Consider the following 16,150-nt stretch of genomic DNA (forward strand, 5'->3'; position numbering starts at 1 on the left):
GCCTCGGCCAGGGCGACCAGGTCGTCGGTGGTGGGCGGCGGGGGCTCGAACTCGCCCTCGTGTCGGACCACGTCCCAGCCGCGCGGGGCGGTCAGGCTGCGGGCGTGCGGCTCACAGAGGTCGTACGTGTGCGGCTCGGCGAACGCCGCCAGCGGGCCCACCACGGCTGTCGACTCGTTGTAGACATAGGTCAATGTGGCGACCGCTTGCCGGGGGCAGCCGTTACGGGAGCAGCGCCGTGGTGACCTCACGGCGGCAGGGTATCCCCATTACCGGGTCCGGCGCACCGCTTCGCGTTGCGACACGCCCGTCACGGTGATCACAATTCCTCCGATCGGATCACCGGCACGCCGCACCAGCGGCGCAGCAGCGGGCGGGCCGGTGGCGGGGGCTACCCTCTTCCTCATGACGAGCCCGGAACACCGCCGCCCCGGCTCCGGCCGGCGCACCCACCGCGACCGCCACGGTCGAGGGCTGCGCGGGCGGCTGGTGCCGGCCACCGTGCCGCTGGCCCGGACGAAGGCGGAGGTCTTCGACGACCTGGTGCTGGACACGGTGGAGACGCTGGAACGTCGCTTCGCCAAGGAGCTGGCCGGCGTCGAGTTCGCGGTCGAGGACGTCCCGCCGGACCTGAACGTCTACGACTCCGACGTGCTGGAGGACGGCGAGGTGCCGCTCGCCCGGCTGTTGCCGGGCCGACCCGGCCGGCAGGAGGTGCCGCCGCGGATCGTCCTCTACCGGCGGCCGCTGGAGTTCCGGGCGATGGACCGCGAGGACCTCGCCGACCTGGTGCACGACGTGATCATCGAGCAGGTGGCGAACCTGCTCGGGGTCGACCCCGACGAGCTGGCCTGAGGGGCGCATCCCCCCACGCGTGGCGCCGGGTCCGCCGGCCTCCACGACCCCCGTCGCGTCGCCGGCGCCCGTCACCGACACCCGACCGGCCCCCGCCGGTCGCGCGGTCGTCCCGAGCCGGGCGGCCCCCACCGCCCTGGCCCGGCACCGTCTCAGGCGGCGACCCGCCGCTTGAGCTTGCGCCGCTCCCGCTCGGAGAGCCCACCCCAGATCCCGAACCGCTCGTCGTGGCCGAGAGCGTATTCCAGGCACTCCGTCTTCACTTCGCACCGCGAGCAGATGCGCTTCGCCTCGCGGGTCGAGCCGCCCTTCTCAGGAAAGAACGCCTCCGGGTCGGTCTGCGAGCACAGCGCCCGCTCCTGCCACTCCGGCGCGTTTCCGAGCAGGTCGGCCACCTCGAGCTGGCCGTCCATCAGATGCCTCCTTGTCGCGCACCGGCGTCATCGCCGCTGCAACCCCCCACGCGAAAGGCGTGCTTGTCCGTCCGGTCACATTTTGTTGCGTTCCGCGCGAACAACCCCATTCAAATTACACGCGTGTAATGCGTGCGCCGTCAAGCCGAACTTGATAATGGAGTCGCCCTCCCGACACGTCCCGGACGACCGACCGAGCCGCCCGAGCCTCGCAACCTGCCCTATCGATTCAGACCCCGGACGAGTAACGCCCTCTCCGGCGAGTTGCCCGGCTTTTCTGCCGTGGCGTGCCCGGCGACGACGACGCCGGAGACCCCCGGTGGAGGTTCCGGCGGGCCGTACCCGGGCGGCCGGCGCGGCAGCGTCCAAGATCAGCAATTGTGGTGGGGCAAAGGTTAGCCCCAGTCCGCGCCGACCGCCCGTCGAGCGGGACAGCACCGACAGCGCCCCGTCCACGTGATGGGACGGGGCGCGGCGACCGGAGGGCGTCGGAGGATCAGCCCGCCCCCGGCGGAGAGCTGGTCGGCCAGACGAATTCGGCGATCGACCCACCGGTGACGGAGATCGCTCCAGCCGGTGTCCGGTCGTCCCACCAGACGGTATACAGGCCGGCCTCGAGATCCGGGTAGACGGCACTGTGGAACGCCCCGTCGCGGACCTGCCGCTCCCGCACCGCGGAGTGCGTACGCCGCTCCTCGTCGTCCCGGCTGATCTCGATCTCCCGGCCGTGCAGGTCCCGTCCGGTGTAGATGATCAGTGCACCGCAGTTCCCGCCGAGATTCAGCATCACGCTGCCGCTGCCCGTCGGACCGTAGCTATGCTGGTGCTCGTGCACGACCCGCTCCTCAGGACTTCGCCGCCGGCGGGTTGTTGAACCCGTCGTACGGTGTGCCGAGGAACGGGAAGTCGCCCAGGAACGGGGCCGTCACGTCGGCGGCGCTCAGCCCCGGGGTGACCGCCGCCGCCGCGGCGTCCGGCTTGAACGCCTTGTCCACCAGCGGCACCGTGACGCCGGCGATCGCCCGCAGCGCGATGCTCACCACGTCGTCACCGACCCGGCGGCCGTTCGGGAAGCCGGCCAGGTCGCCGCCGAGCACACCGAACCGGTCCGGCCTGCGGTTCGGCTTGATCGCCGTGTTCAGCCGCAGCATGTCGGCCTGGACGTCGCCGGTCACGTTGGTGAAGCCGTCGATCAGCCCGGCCGGGACGCCGGTCAGCAGGATCGCCACCAGGTCCGCCCGTGGCTTCTTCGACTTGTTCAGCGCGTCGAGGCTGGGGAAGACGCCCGGGTAGAGCGCGGGCAGCAGCGCGGCCAGTTCCGGCTGCTCGACGAACCGGGCGAACCGCTTGTCCTCCGCGGGCGGCAAGGTGTTCCACAGGTCCTTCTTGGACATCGGCACGATGACCTCGTTGAACAGTGGATTGCCGAGGCGGGAGACCTGGGTGAACGGGCCGGCGGCGGTGTCCGCGGCCACCCGGTCGCCGAGCACCCGCACCTGCTGCCGGGCGGCGGACGTCCACACCCCGATCGTCGAGGCCCGGTCGGCGGCGCCGTACCGGGCGGCCTTGCGGCGGACCCGGCTCAGCGGCACCTGCACGGCGATGCTGTGCACGTTCATCCGGTCCACTGCGTTGACCGGCTCCCCCTCGGCCTTGAAGAGCTTCTTGCCGGCCACGTGCAACTGCTGGAACGGCCGCAGCGTGCCGAGGTCGAAGATCGCGCCGAGGTCGACGAAGAAGCCGTCCGCGCGCTGCCCCGCGAAGACCTTCTCCCCGGTGGACAGGCGGAACGTGGCCTGCCGGACCAGGTCCTGGTATTTCGGGGTGGAGAGCGGACCGACGTTGCACGGCGGGCAGGGCAACTTGTGCGCGAGCACGTGCTCCTTGCCGTCGGCCACCCGGGTCAGCCGGTAGAACTGCCGCCGGTTCCAGTTCTTGCTGTCCAGCGACTCGATCGGGCCGGTGTTGTAGAGGAAACTGTTCGGATTGGTGATCTCGGTGCGGAATTCGAACCGGTACGTCACATCGGGATAGCCGTCGCCATCGTTGTCGATATGAATCTCGTACCGCACGTCGTCACCGAACTCGAAGAAGTTCGGACCGCCGGAGGGGAGCTGCAACGGCACGTAGTTGGCGATCAACGTGACCGTGTCCGGATGATCGGGACTGACGAACGCGTACAGGTCGGAGCTGTCGGCGACCGGATCCTTGGCTATCTCCGGGGCTTCACGGTGGGAGGACATGGCGGACCACACCTTTGCGTCTGGGAAGCGGTAGTCGAGTGGGATCACCGGCGCCGAGAGCCCGCGCCGGGAGAGGTCACGCCGCCGGGCGGCGCGGGGCGGGTCAGCGTCGGGCAGCGCGCCGCAACCGGTCCGCCAGGGCGCGGTCGCGTACCTCGATCCGGGTCGTGCCGACGAAGACGTCCATGGTCCCGGAGGCGGCGTCGCGGAGGTGGACCACGATCGCGTCGTCCCGGCGCCCTGCGGACGGGGTGTTCTGTGCGGCCGACAGGCCCGGCACGGTGAGGGCGGCGGCGCCCAGGGTGGCGCTCGCCGCGGCGGTCAACGTCTGCCGGCGGGTCAGTCGCGGCCAGGGCCGCTTCCGCTGATCACTGGTCATGGGCAACCTTTCCGGGCCGGCGCGTCAGCGCCCGCGGTGGCCGGGAGCCCCGGACGCTCCGCCGAGGCGGACGCCGCCGGGCACCCCCGGTAGGGGCTGCCGGCGACGGTCCTCGCCGAAACCGCCGCCGGCAGCCAGTGGTACGGCCGGCGACGGGGAAAGGTTCGACGCTAAGCGCGGACGTGACCGTACGCGGTCGTCCGCTTGCGGGCCGGTCGTCCCGCCGCCGCCGCGATCGCCCGCAACTCCTCCTCGGTACGCGCCGAGCCGTTGCCCGACCCCGCCATCCGGGAGATGGTCTCCTCCATCAGCGTGCCGCCCAGGTCGTTGCAGCCGCCCTGGAGCATCGCCACCGTGCCGGAGTCGCCCAGCTTCACCCAGGAGCACTGGATGTTGCCGATCCGGCCGTGCAGCAGCAGCCGGGCCATCGCGTGCACCACGCGGTTCTCCCGCCAGGTCGGGCCGGGCCGGGCGATGCCGGCCAGGTAGATCGGCGCGTTGGTGTGCACGAACGGCAAGGCGACGAACTCGGTGAAGCCCCCGGTGCGGTCCTGCACCCCGGCCAGCACCCGGAAGTGGGCCAGCCACTGGCCCGGGTGGTCGACGTGGCCGTACATCATCGTGGAGCTGGACCGGATGCCCAGCTCGTGGGCCGTGCTCACCACCTCGACCCAGGCGGCGGCCGGCAGCTTGCCCTTGGTGAGGACCCAGCGCACCTCGTCGTCGAGGATCTCCGCGGCGGTGCCCGGGATGGTGTCCAGCCCGGCCTCGCGGAGCTGGACCAGCCACTCCTTCACCGGCACGCCGGCCTTCGCCGCGGCGGTGACGATCTCCATCGGGGAAAAGGCGTGCACGTGCATCCCCGGCACCCGCGCCTTGATCGCCCGGACCAGGTCGGCGTAGCCGGTGACCGGCAGCTTCGGGTCGATCCCACCCTGCAGGCAGACCTCGCTGGCGCCGGCGGCCCACGCCTCCTCGGCCCGGTCGGCGACCTGCTCCAGGGACAGCCGGAACGCGTCCGCGTCGCTCTCCCGCTGGGCGAAGGCGCAGAACCGGCAACCGACGTAGCAGACGTTGCTGAAGTTGATGTTGCGGTTCACCACGTAGGTGACGTCGTCGCCGACCACGTCCCGGCGCACCCCGTCGGCGCACCGGCAGAGCTCGTCCAGCGCTGGGCCGTCGGCGGCGAAGAGCGCCAGCGCCGCGTCCGCGTGCCGCGGCTCCAGCAGCGCCGCCGGGTCGTCCGCGGCCAACCGGAGCCCGGTACGCAGGGCGTGGTCGTCCGCGCCGCTGGTCGTCCCGACCCCGCTCCCGGTGGCGGCCCGGACGGCGCCGGCCAGGCTGGCATCGGCCTTGCCGGCCACCTCCGACCAGTCACCGTAGACGCTGTCGAAGTCGCCGCGCCGGTCGTCGGTGCGCCCGGCGGTGTCGATGGTCACGTGCAGGTCGGTCCGGCCGCCGAACACCTCTTCCGGCTCCTGCCACGGGCGGCCGACCGGGCGGGCCGACTCTACCGCGAGGCCGGTCGCCGGATCCGCCAGCGCGGTCACGTGCGGCAGCAGACGTGGATCCAGCCAGGGGTCGCCGGCCCGGACGTACTCGGGGTAGATGGTGAGCCGTTCCCGCAGGGCGAAGCCGGCGGTGGCGGTGTGCCGGGCCAGCTCGTCGAGCTGCGGCCACGGGCGCTCCGGGTTGACGTGGTCCGGGGTCACCGGGGACACCCCGCCCCAGTCGTCGATGCCGGCGCGCAGGAGGACGTCGTACTCGCCCTCGATCAGGTTCGGCGGGGCCTGGATCCGGGCCCGCGGGCCGAGCAGCACCCGGGCCACCGCGACCGTGACGGCCAGGTCGTGCAGCTCGGCGTCGGGCATGCCGCGCATCGCGGTGTCCGGCTTGGCGCGGAAGTTCTGCACGATCACCTCCTGGAGGTGTCCGTACTCCCGCTGCGCGCGGCGGATCGCGAAGAGCGCGTCGACCCGCTCGGCGAGGGTCTCCCCGATACCGATGAGGATGCCGGTGGTGAACGGCACCCCCACCCGGCCGGCGTCGTCGAGCACCCGGAGCCGGACCGCCGGCTCCTTGTCGGGCGAGCCGAAGTGCGGGCCGCCCGGCTCCGACCAGAGCCGGGTGGCCGTGGTCTCCAGCATCATCCCCATGCTCGGCGCGACCGGCTTGAGCCGTTGCAGCTCCGACCAGGACAGGACGCCCGGGTTCAGGTGGGGCAGCAGCCCGGTCTCCTCCAGCACCGCCACCGCACAGGCCCGCAGGTAGTCCAGGGTGGAGTCGTAGCCGCGCTCGTCCAGCCATTGCCGCGCCGCCGGCCAGCGTTCCTCCGGGCGGTCGCCGAGGGTGAAGAGCGCCTCCTTGCAGCCCTGCGCCGCGCCCTCGCGGGCGATCGCCAGCACCTCGTCGCGGTCGAGGAAGGCGGCCGGCAGCCGGTGCGGCACGGTGGCGAAGGTGCAGTAGTGGCAGCGGTCCCGGCACAGCCGGGTCAGCGGGACGAAGACCTTCTTGGAGAAGGTGACCACACCGGGACGGCCGGCCTCGCGTAGCCCGGCGTCGCGGATGTCGCCAGCGATCCGGAGCAGCTCGTCCAGCGCGGCGCCCCGGGCGGTCAGCAGCGCCGTCGCCTCGTCGAGGTCCAGCGCCCGCCCGGCCGCGGCCCGGCGCAGCGCCCGCTGCACGCTCGCCGCGGTCGGGGCGGAGTCGGTGCGATCAACCATCCGCCCAGCCTATGCGCTGACCCCGACCGTCCCGACCGGACGCCGGGACCCGCCCGCCGAACGGCCGCCCCCGGGGCCCGCCGCAACGAGAAGAGCGGCCTCGCGGCGGGACAGGCCACTCTTCTCGGCGGTGGTACGCGAGACCGGCCGCCAGGCGCCGGCGGTGGGTCAGCGCGGCTGGTTGGGGTCGTCCCCGTGGAAGCGCTGGGTGTGGTCGCCGTCGGGCCAGGTCGGCTGGCCGAACTCAGCGGACTGCCGCGGGATGGCCTGCGTCGGGTCGGCCGACGGCGGCTGGCCGAACGGCGGCGCGGAGTGCGGGGCGCCGGCCGACGGGGCCGGGTGCGGGGCGTTGCCGTACGGCGGGGCCGTGTTGAACGGCGGCGCCGACGGGTTCGGCTGCCCGAACTGGCCGGGCGGCGGGTAGCCGCCGGGCTGGTTCGCGGCCGGGTAGGCGGGCTGATTCGCGGCCGGGTAGCCGGGCTGATTCGGGGCCGGGTAGCCGCCGGCCGGCGGGTAGCCCCCCTGGCCGGGGGACGGGTAGCCGCCGGGCTGGCCGGGATGGGCGCCCGGCTGCGGCCAACCGGGCTGCGGCTGACCGTAGACGCCGGGCTGCGGCTTGGGCCGGGGCGTGTAGTACAGGGTGCGCCAGACCTTGAAGACGACGTACCCGGCGACGGCGAAGATCGCCAGCCAGGCGGCCCGGGTCAGCAGCCCGAGCAGGGCGTCGAGCACCTCCGCCTCGGCGAGCCGGCCGACGAGCCAGATCAGGAAGGTCAGCGCGCCGAAGAGCGCGCCGAGCGCGTACTCGCCGAGGGCGACCTGGGTGATCAGCTTGGCCTTGGGCAGCACCGGCCGGACGTGGGTGGCGAGCAGCACGGCCAGCACCGGCAGCACGGTCGACTCGACGCCGACGAAGACGAAGAAGGTGCTCCCTGCCCGGCCGCTGAAGGTGCTGTAGTCGTCCATCGGCACCAGCAGCCGGAAGAGGCCGACGACGAGGAGCACGGCGTTCGCGCCGAGCAGGACGAGCGCGGCCAGTTCGCGCAGTGGCTTGGTCAGCTGGCTGGCCTGCGGCGCGTCGGTGGACGCGGGCTCGGCGGGGCTGGTCACGAACTCCCCCTGGGGACGAAAACGGACAGTTGCCGCTGTGAGCCTAGTCTGCTCCGGGCACCGGCCGAACGACGGCGGCGCGTACGCAAGGATGGACGCCATGCGCATCGTGGTTCTGACCGGCGGGATCGGCGGCGCCCGGTTCCTGCTCGGCGTCCGGGCGTACGCCCGGGAGGTGGCGGCCGAGGTGACCGCCGTGGTCAACGTCGGCGACGATCTGCTGCTGCACGGGTTGAAGGTCTGCCCCGACCTGGACAGCGTGATGTACACGCTGGGCGGCGGCGCCGACCCGGAGCGCGGCTGGGGTCGGGTGGGCGAGACCTGGACGGTCAAGTCGGAGCTGGCCGCGTACGGCGCCGAGCCGACCTGGTTCGGCCTCGGCGACAAGGACATCGCGACGCACCTGGTGCGGACGACGATGCTCAACGCCGGGTACCCGCTCTCCGCGGTGACCCAGGCGTTGGCCACCCGGTGGGAACCGGGCCTGACCATGCTGCCGGCCACCGATGACCGCCTGGAGACCCACGTCGTCGTGAGCGGGCCGGACGGCGACGGCGACCAGGGGCAGCGGGCGATCCACTTCCAGGAGTGGTGGGTGCGGTACCGGGCGGACATCCCGACGCACCGGTTCGTCTTCGTCGGCGCGGAGACGGCGAAGCCGGCGCCGGGGGTGCTGGAGGCGATCGGCTCGGCCGACGTGGTGCTGATCGCGCCGAGCAACCCGGTGGTGAGCATCGCGCCGATCCTGGCCGTGCCGGGGCTGCGGGAAGCGGTCACCGACGGGCCGGCGCCGGTGGTGGGCGTGTCGCCGGTCATCGGCGGGGCGCCGGTACGTGGCATGGCCGACCGCTGCCTGGCGGTGCTCGGGGTGGAGTGCAGCGCGGCCGGGGTGGGCGGCCTCTACGGCGGACGGTCGGCGGGCGGCCTGCTCGACGGTTGGCTGGTCGCACCGGAGGATGAGGGCGCGCTGGTGCCGGGGGTGACCGTCCGGACGGCGCCGCTGCGGATGACCGACGAGGCGGCGACCGTGGCGATGGTCCGCGCCGCATTGGAGCTGGTGTGAGGCTGGAGATCCTGCCGGTGCCGGGCATCGGCGACGTGACCGAGGGCGACGACCTGGCGGCGCTGATCGCCACCGCGGCGCCGTGGCTGCGCGACGGCGACGTGCTGGTGGTGACCAGCAAGATCGTGTCGAAGGCGGAGGGCCGGCTGGTCGACGTGCCGGCGGACGGCCCGGAGCGGCTCGCCGCCCGGGACGAGGTGCTCGAAGCCGAGACGGCCCGGGTGGTCGCCAGCCGGGGGGCGACCCGGATCGTGCAGACCCACCACGGCTTCGTGATGGCCTCCGCCGGGATCGACGCCTCGAACGTCGACAAGACCCGGCTGGTGCTGCTCCCCGAGGATCCGGACGCCTCGGCCCGGGCGCTGCGCGCGGCGCTGCGGGACCGCTACGACCTCGACGTCGCGGTGATCATCAGCGACACGATGGGCCGGCCGTGGCGCAACGGGCTCACCGACGTGGCGCTGGGGGTGGCCGGGATGCCGGCCATCCGCGACCACCGGGGCGAGATCGACCCGTACGGCAACGAGCTGCAACTGACCGAGATCGCCGTGGTGGACGAGCTGGCCGGCGCCGGTGAGCTGATCAAGGGCAAGTGCGACCAGGTGCCGGTCGCGGTGGTCCGGGGCTACCTCGGCGTGGCCCGCGCCGACGACGGCGACGGTGCCCGGGCGCTGGTCCGGGACGCCGAGCTCGACCTCTTCTCGCTGGGCACTGCCGAGGCGAAGGCCGCCGGGCTGCGCGCGGCCGCCACCCTGGCCGACGGCCCCGGGCCGGCGCCGGCCGACCCGGCCGCGGTCGACCGGGCCGTCGCCGCGGTCGCCGACGTGGTCGCGCCCGGCACGGTCTTCACCCACGTCACCGACGAGGAGGTACGCGCCGGCCTGGTGGCCACCGTGCCGGGCTGGCCGGCGCAGGCCAGCGGGCTGGTCCTCGGGGCGCCGCCGACCCCGGTCAACCAGCCGGACCTGGTGCGTTTCGGCGCCGACCTGCAACGGCTGCGGACCGCGCTGGCCGCGGAGGGGATCCCCTCCGCGCTGCTGCCGCCGCCCGACGGCAGCACCGCCGGCGCCGCCCTGGCGCTCTGACCGCTGACCCGCCCACCGGGCGATCTGGTCCGGCGGGTCAGGAGTCGAGCATGGCCCGGCCGAGCGGGGTCAGCGTGTGCAGCACGGTGTTGCGGTCCCGGTGGCTGACCAGCAGCCCGGCGTTGCGCAGCACGGTGGTGTGCTGGCTGGCCGCGGCCGGTGAGATGTGCAGCCGGCGGGCCACCTCACCGGTGGTGCAGCCGTCGTCGGTCGCCTCCAGCACGGCGGCGCGGGTCCGCCCGAGCAGGGCCGCCAGGGCCTGGCGGTTCCCGTCGCCCGGCGCCGGGCCGGCGCCCCGGCCGGGCTCCGGGGCGAGCCCGCCGAGCCGGTCGACCGGGTAGACCAGCACCGGCGGCAGGGCCGGGTCGAGCAGCGCGACCGGGGTCCGGGCGCAGAAGAAGGACGGGACCAGCAGCAGGCCGCGACCCTTCAGGTGCAGCTCCCGGCTGTCCGGGTAGTCGAGCACCTCGAGCATCCCCGCCTCCCAGCGCATGCTCGGGCGCAGGCTGGCCAGCAGCCCCTCGACGCCGCCGTCGAGCAGGGCCCGGGCCCGCCGCGCCCGGTCGGCCTCCACCGCGGCCCGGATCCGGGACCAGTACGGCGCGATGGCCAGTTCCTGGTACCGCGCCATCGAGTCGGTGAGGTGGCGCAGCACCTCGGGCTCGCCCCGGGCCAGTGCGGACGCCGAGGAGGGCAGGGGGGTCTCCCCGGTCAGCAGGGTCAGGTCCCGGCGCAGCAGGTCGACCGGGGTGGCCCGGACCGCCTCCAGGCCCGCCTCGAAGCCCGCCAGGCTCTCGTACGGGGTGAGGAAGTCGGGGAAGTAGCCGCGGGGCGGGTTCAGCGCGAAGAGCAGGCGGAGACGGTCGGCGGCGCTGTCGGTACGCAGGGTCCGGGCCACGCTGCGCCGCCAGTTCGCCAGCAGCGGGTCCCGGCTGCGGCCCTGCAACAGGTGCAGGCTGAGGACCAGTTCCCAGACCGGGTCCGCGGCGGGGGCCACCCTGGTCCGCAGGATGTCCTCGCTCGTGAAAAAGATCTTCAGCATGGAGCGCTCTCCCGGGGGCGGGGCAGAGGGAGTGCCCGCCGACCATCTGCACTGTACCCGCCGGCACTAATCTCCATCTTTAAGCGTGAGCTGAAAAACCTCGACGTGACCGGGCCCGGTTGGGCATGCTTCCCCTTGCCCCTCAGGGCCGGGACATCACCGGCTCCGGGGGCGACCGGGGGCCGGGAAAGCGGCGACCGGGCGGCACCACGAGGGTCTGCGGGCCACGTTCCGCAGAGGTGTCACCCGGTCGTCCCCGGGGCTCGACCCGGGTGTCAGTCGCTCCAGAGCGCCACCCGATGGTCCTCGTCGGTGACGTACCAGCAGCGTCCCGCCAGCTCGGCCAAGCCCTCCACGTGGTGGAACGGCGCCAGGTCGGCGACCACCTTCCCGGCCACCCGCGCGTCCGGCGTGACGTCGAGCCGGAAGCGGACGTGCCGCGAGGTCACCGCGCCGCCCTGCGGATGGTCGTCGAGCAGCACCGAACCCTTGCCCAGCGCGTCGATCGACCCGATCACCGCCGCGTATCCGCCGTCGGCGGTGGGCGCGATCGCCCGGAAACCGGTCAGCGCCCCCGGCGGCGTCACCCCGGTCAGCGCGTACGCCCCCACGGCCTGGGGCCAGGCCGGGTCGGCGGCGAACATCCCCGCCACCCCGGCCAGCTCGACCAGGATCGGCTCGCCCTCGGCGGTCACCGGGAACCGGAGCCCGAGCAGCACCGTGCCGGTCGGCGTGAAGGCCGCCGCCTCGACGTTGAGCGGCAGGTCGTCCTCGGTGAGCCGGCTCACCCAGCTCTTCGCCCGGGCGGTGCCCCGGGCCAGGGTCTCCACGATGAACCGGTGCCGGACCCGGTCGCCCGGCGGCAGCGGGGTCAGCGGAGCCGCGGCGAGCGCGTCGTTGACCGCCCGGTGCAGCCGGAACCGGTTGCGCACCACGTGCACGGGCAGCGTCCCGGTGGCGGCGTCGTCCTCCCGGAACCGGGCCACGAACGCCCGCCGAGGCCGCAGCGGGCCGGCCTTCGAGCCGAAATGCGAGCCGAACACGTACACCCAGCCGTCGTGGTGGGCGAGCGCCTCACCGTCCTCGGTCCGGCCGTTCTCCGCGCCGGCGTCGGCGGCGACGTGCTGCGCCACCCACTCGCCGTCCTCGCGTTCGAGCAGCAGGGCCAGGCAGCGTTCCACCGGGCCCTCGTCCAGGACGGTCCAGAAGCCGCGCCGCGCGTGGTGCGCGCGCAGCACCGCCGGTGAGCGGACCGGCAGCAGGTCACTGGCCTCGTTGCCGGCCACGACGAACTCGACGAGTCGCAGGGCCACCCGGCCAGGGTACGGGGGCCGCGCTCGTAGAGTGTCGGGGTGCCCGACGCCGCGACCACCAGCCCCGCCGCCCCGCCGCCCGGCGCTCCCGCGACGGATCCGTCGCCCGCCGGCGTCCACGCCCTGCACGGCAATGCGACCGCCGTGCTGACCGGGTGGACCCCGACCAGCCCGGCGGCCGCCGAGGCCCGGGACCGCACGCTGCGGCTGCTGACGGCCGGCCCGGTGGCGATGAGCCGGAGCCACCGCGCCGGGCACGTCACCGCCAGCGCGCTGGTGCTCGATCCCACCGGCGGGCGGGTGCTGCTCTGCCTGCACGGCAAGTTCCGCAAGTGGGTGCAGCTCGGTGGGCACTGCGAGCCGGCCGACCGGACCCTCGCGGAGGCCGCGCTGCGCGAGGCGACCGAGGAGTCCGGGATCCCCGGCCTGGTGGTCGACCCGGTGCCGATCGACGTGGACATCCACCCGGTGGCCTGCCAGGGCGGCTCGCTGCACTACGACGTCCGGTTCGCGGTCTTCGCCCCGGCGGGCGCCACCGAGCGGGTCAGCGCGGAGTCCGAGGCGCTGGGCTGGTTCCCACCGGACCGGCTCCCCGAGCCGCTGGCCGACGGCACCACCCAGCTCGTCGCCCCGGCCCTGGCCGCCCTGCGCCGCCGCACCGCTGAGCCGTCGGATCAGACGTAGCCCTCCTCGCCGCGCTCCTTCAGCTCGTCGACCAGCTTCTTGACGTCCTGGGCCCGGTCGCGGGGGCAGACCAGCACCGCGTCCGGGGTGTCCACCACGATCAGGTCGTGCAGGCCGAGGGCGGCCACCAGCCGACCCGACTGCGGCACCACCACCAGGTCGCGGCTGTCCCGCAGCAGCACGCCCGGCTTGCCCTCGATGCCGAGCACCACGTTGCCGTCCGGGTCGGCGGGCAGCACCTCACCGAGGGTGTGGAAGTCGCCGACGTCGTTCCAGCCGAAGTCGCCGGGGACGGTGGCCACCCGGCCGGCCGTCGCCGCGCCCTCCATCACCGCGTAGTCCACGGAGATCTTCGGCAGGGTCGGCCAGATGGTGCCGAGGATGTCGTCCTGCTCCGGGGTGCCCCAGGCGGCCGCGATCGCGGTGATCCCGGCGTGCAGCGCCGGCTGCTGCCGGGCCAGCTCGGCCAGGAAGACGTCCACCCGCCAGACGAACATGCTGGCGTTCCAGAGGTGCCGCCCGGAGCGGACGTACTCCTCGGCCACCTCGGCGGCCGGCTTCTCCTTGAACTCCACGACCGGACGCAGTGGACCGTCCCCGGTCGGGTCGCCCGTCTCCAGGTAGCCGTAGCCGGTCTCCGGCCGGGTCGGGGTGATGCCCACCGTCATCAGCAGCCCCCGCTCGGCGCCGCCGATCGCCTCGCGCACCGTCTCCGCCCACCGGGCCGGGTCGCCGATCAGGTGGTCGGCGGCGAACGAGCCCATCACCGCCTCCGGGTCGCGCAGCACGATCACCGCGGCGGCCAGCGCGATCGCCGCGCAGGAGTCGCGCGGCGAGGGCTCGACGAGGATGTTCTCCTCCGGCAGGCCGGCCAGTTGCCGCGCCACCGCCGCGACGTGCGCGGCACCGGTGACCACCAACGTGCGCTCGGGTGTGGCCAACGGGGCGAGCCGGTCCACCGTGGCCTGGAGCAGCGAGGCCGGGGTGCCGGTCAGCGGGTGGAGGAACTTGGGGTGGCCGGCACGGGACAGCGGCCACAACCTCGTGCCGCTGCCACCCGCCGGGATGACGGCGTAGAACATCAGCACATCATGCCCGAACCGCCATGCCGCGGACGCACCGTCGGGCGTACCGGCAGCCGACAATCAGGAACGGGCCCGGCTCCACGCCGCGATGTGCACCTCGGCGCTGGACTCCCAGGTGAACTCCTTGGCCCGGTCGAAACCGGCCTTGGCCAGGGAGAGCCGGCGGTGCTCGTCGTCCAGCAGGGCGGCCAGGTCGGTGGCGATCTGGGCCGAGTCCTCGCTGGTGTAGGCCACCGCGTCGCCGCCCACCTCGGGCAGGGAGAGCCGGGGCGTGGTCAGCACCGGCGCGGCGCAGGCCATCGCCTCCAGGATCGGCAGGCCGAAGCCCTCGCCGTACGACGGGTAGGCGGCGACCAGTGCGCCACCGAGGAAGCCGGGCAGGTCGGCGTAGCGCAGGTAGCCCGGGCGGAGCAGCCGCAGGTGCGACGGGACCTCGGCCACCGCGCGGTCGATGTCGTCGTCGTGCCCCTGGCCGCCGGCGATGACCAGGGCCGGCGGGTCGGTCCGGTCGGCCACCGCGCGGGCCCAGCCGCGGATCAGGTTGGGTACGTTCTTCCGCGGCTCCTTGGCCCCGAGGAACGCGATGTAGCTGCTGCTGCCCAGCCCCAGCCGCGCCCGGACCCGGGCCTTCTCCTCCTCGCTCGGGGCGTGGAAGGCGGCCTGGTCGACACCGTGGTACGCCACGTCGATCCGGGTCGGGTCGGCGTCGAGCAGCCGGATCAGCTCGTCCCGGGTGGCCTTGCTCGGCACGATCACCCGGTCGGCCCGGCGCAGCGACGTCTTGATCGCGCTGCGGAAGAACGTCCGGCGGGACTTGTCGTAATGCTCCGGCTCGGTGAAGAACGTCGCGTCGTGCACGGTGACCGTCACCGGGCAGCCGGCCCGCAGCGGGCAGGTGTAGAAGGGCGAGTGGAGCACCTCCGCGCCCACCTGCTGGGCGAGCAGCGGCAGGCCGGTCTGCTCCCAGGCGAGCCGGGCGGGACGGTGCGCGACCGCCGCCGGGGCGGGGATGACCTCCGCCCCGGGCAGCATCCGGGTGTAGCGCTCCAGGTCGGTGCGGAGGCTCACCACGGCAAGGTCCACGCCGGAGCCGCAGACCTTGCCGAGGGCGCCGAGCAGGCCATCGACGTATCTACCGACGCCGCCACGGTCGGCGGGGACACTCGTGGCGTCGATGAGCACGCGGGGCGGGCGACCGGCGGTCACGGGGCGACTCCTCAGGCTGGCGGGTCTGTGGTGAACAGCACTGTCGGCAAGCCTACGCCGGGGCGGGGCCCCGACGCTGACTGCGACCCGACGGTACGCCGACTTGTCATCGTCATCGAATACGGGCGCGGACCGCGTATCGTTCGCGCCGATGTCCGACAACATTGCCCGGGTCTTCGCCGCCGCGATCGCGACCGACCCGACCCGCCCCCTGCTGACCTGGTACGACGACGCGACCGGTGAGCGGACCGAGCTTTCCGGCGCGACGCTCGCGAACTGGGTGGCCAAGACGGCCAACCTGCTCGTCGACGAGGCGGCCGTCGCCCCCGGCGACACGGCCGGGGTGCTGCTGCCGCCGCACTGGCAGACCGCCGCGGTGCTGCTCGGCTGCTGGTCGGCGACGTTGACGGTGGTCGACACGCCGGGCGACGTGGACGTGCTCTTCGCGGCGGCGGACCGGGCCGAGGAGGCGGCGGCCTGGTCGACGGGCGAGCGGTACGCCCTCGCGCTCGCCCCGTTCGCCGCCCCGCTGCGTCAGGTGCCGCCCGGCTTCGCCGACTACGTCGTGGCGGTACGCGGCCACGGCGACCACTTCACCTCGTACCCCGGTGCCGGCGAGGCGGACGCGGACCTGCTGGCCCGCGGGGAGGCCCGCGCCGCGGACCTGGGCATCGCCCCCGGCGACCGCCTGCTGATCGACGCGGCCGTCCACCCCGACCCGGTCGACTGGCTCCTCGCCCCGCTCACGGCCCGCGCCAGCATCGTCCTCTGCGGCAACCTCGACGCCACCCGCACCGACTCCCGCGCGACCACCGAAAAGGTCACCCACACCCTGACCTGACCACCTCCCCCACCCCCCAGCGCGCCGATCTTGCAGTTCGGGCCCTCACGATGGGCGTTGTGCCCCATTCGCCGGGGCGACAAGTGCAAGATCGACGGGGGTGGGGAT

Annotated in this window: 16 protein-coding genes; 5 read left to right on the plus strand and 11 right to left on the minus strand. The window is 74.0% G+C overall.

The window, feature by feature from the left end:
• On the minus strand, positions 1 to 251 hold a 251-nt coding region (locus tag DKT69_RS03435), incomplete at its 3' end, for a DUF3499 domain-containing protein (protein ID WP_109800153.1).
• A gap of 154 nt (positions 252 to 405) precedes the next feature.
• On the opposite strand from DKT69_RS03435, the gene DKT69_RS03440 reads away from it, so the two are divergent.
• Positions 406 to 855 carry a metallopeptidase family protein gene (locus DKT69_RS03440; protein ID WP_088963879.1) on the plus strand — a complete coding sequence of 150 codons (450 nt, stop codon included), beginning with the start codon at positions 406 to 408 and terminating at the stop codon, positions 853 to 855.
• Positions 856 to 1,007: 152 nt separating this feature from the next.
• Here the strand turns inward: DKT69_RS03440 and DKT69_RS03445 are convergent, their stop codons facing one another.
• From DKT69_RS03445 to DKT69_RS03470, 6 genes are all read right to left on the minus strand, one after another.
• Positions 1,008 to 1,268: a WhiB family transcriptional regulator gene (locus tag DKT69_RS03445; protein WP_013284161.1), complete on the minus strand. Its 261-nt coding sequence runs from the start codon at positions 1,266 to 1,268 to the stop codon at positions 1,008 to 1,010.
• A gap of 496 nt (positions 1,269 to 1,764) precedes the next feature.
• Positions 1,765 to 2,103, minus strand: a complete 339-nt coding sequence (locus tag DKT69_RS03450; RefSeq protein ID WP_236647317.1) for a phospholipase — start codon at positions 2,101 to 2,103, stop codon at positions 1,765 to 1,767.
• A 10-nt stretch (positions 2,104 to 2,113) separates the two neighbouring features.
• Positions 2,114 to 3,511, minus strand: a complete 1,398-nt coding sequence (locus DKT69_RS03455; protein ID WP_109800143.1) for a DUF4331 domain-containing protein — start codon at positions 3,509 to 3,511, stop codon at positions 2,114 to 2,116.
• A 103-nt stretch (positions 3,512 to 3,614) separates the two neighbouring features.
• Entirely contained in the window at positions 3,615 to 3,890 is a 276-nt protein-coding gene (locus tag DKT69_RS03460; RefSeq protein WP_109800144.1) for a hypothetical protein, read from the minus strand.
• A 170-nt stretch (positions 3,891 to 4,060) separates the two neighbouring features.
• On the minus strand, positions 4,061 to 6,613 hold the full coding sequence (locus tag DKT69_RS03465) for a bifunctional FO biosynthesis protein CofGH (protein ID WP_109800145.1): 2,553 nt from the start codon (positions 6,611 to 6,613) through the stop codon (positions 4,061 to 4,063).
• Positions 6,614 to 6,781: 168 nt separating this feature from the next.
• Positions 6,782 to 7,723, minus strand: coding sequence for a hypothetical protein (locus tag DKT69_RS03470; protein ID WP_109800146.1), 942 nt, complete (start codon positions 7,721 to 7,723; stop codon positions 6,782 to 6,784).
• A gap of 100 nt (positions 7,724 to 7,823) precedes the next feature.
• On the opposite strand from DKT69_RS03470, the gene cofD reads away from it, so the two are divergent.
• Both cofD and DKT69_RS03480 read left to right on the plus strand, forming a co-directional pair.
• Complete coding sequence (gene cofD, locus DKT69_RS03475) at positions 7,824 to 8,786, plus strand: 2-phospho-L-lactate transferase (RefSeq protein ID WP_109800155.1); 963 nt, start codon at positions 7,824 to 7,826, stop codon at positions 8,784 to 8,786.
• The gene (locus DKT69_RS03480; RefSeq protein ID WP_109800147.1) at positions 8,783 to 9,871 is read left to right on the plus strand and encodes a coenzyme F420-0:L-glutamate ligase; all 1,089 of its coding nucleotides are present in this window, start codon (positions 8,783 to 8,785) and stop codon (positions 9,869 to 9,871) included. The genes cofD and DKT69_RS03480 overlap by 4 nt, the downstream gene beginning before the upstream one ends.
• Before the next feature lie 37 nt (positions 9,872 to 9,908).
• Here DKT69_RS03480 and DKT69_RS03485 read toward each other — a convergent pair whose 3' ends face one another.
• On the minus strand, positions 9,909 to 10,913 hold the full coding sequence (locus DKT69_RS03485) for an ArsR/SmtB family transcription factor (RefSeq protein WP_109800148.1): 1,005 nt from the start codon (positions 10,911 to 10,913) through the stop codon (positions 9,909 to 9,911).
• A gap of 275 nt (positions 10,914 to 11,188) precedes the next feature.
• On the minus strand, positions 11,189 to 12,226 hold the full coding sequence (locus tag DKT69_RS03490) for a hypothetical protein (protein WP_109800149.1): 1,038 nt from the start codon (positions 12,224 to 12,226) through the stop codon (positions 11,189 to 11,191).
• A 123-nt stretch (positions 12,227 to 12,349) separates the two neighbouring features.
• Between DKT69_RS03490 and DKT69_RS03495 the strand changes: the two genes are divergently transcribed.
• A complete protein-coding gene (locus tag DKT69_RS03495) occupies positions 12,350 to 12,910 on the plus strand; it encodes an NUDIX hydrolase (protein WP_236647318.1) in 561 nt (186 codons plus the stop codon).
• Here DKT69_RS03495 and DKT69_RS03500 read toward each other — a convergent pair.
• Positions 12,901 to 13,992: a mannose-1-phosphate guanylyltransferase gene (locus tag DKT69_RS03500; RefSeq protein ID WP_109800150.1), complete on the minus strand. Its 1,092-nt coding sequence runs from the start codon at positions 13,990 to 13,992 to the stop codon at positions 12,901 to 12,903. The two genes, DKT69_RS03495 and DKT69_RS03500, sit on opposite strands and share 10 nt — an antisense overlap.
• 63 nt (positions 13,993 to 14,055) lie before the next feature.
• Positions 14,056 to 15,201, minus strand: a complete 1,146-nt coding sequence (locus DKT69_RS03505) for a glycosyltransferase family 4 protein (RefSeq protein ID WP_109800151.1) — start codon at positions 15,199 to 15,201, stop codon at positions 14,056 to 14,058.
• A gap of 151 nt (positions 15,202 to 15,352) precedes the next feature.
• Here DKT69_RS03505 and DKT69_RS03510 point away from each other — a divergent pair, with 151 nt between their 5' ends.
• Positions 15,353 to 16,042, plus strand: coding sequence for a TIGR03089 family protein (locus DKT69_RS03510; RefSeq protein WP_109800152.1), 690 nt, complete (start codon positions 15,353 to 15,355; stop codon positions 16,040 to 16,042).
• Positions 16,043 to 16,150: the final 108 nt, after the last annotated feature.

It is taken from the genome of Micromonospora sicca (assembly GCF_003172935.1).
Classification (GTDB): domain Bacteria; phylum Actinomycetota; class Actinomycetes; order Mycobacteriales; family Micromonosporaceae; genus Micromonospora; species Micromonospora sicca.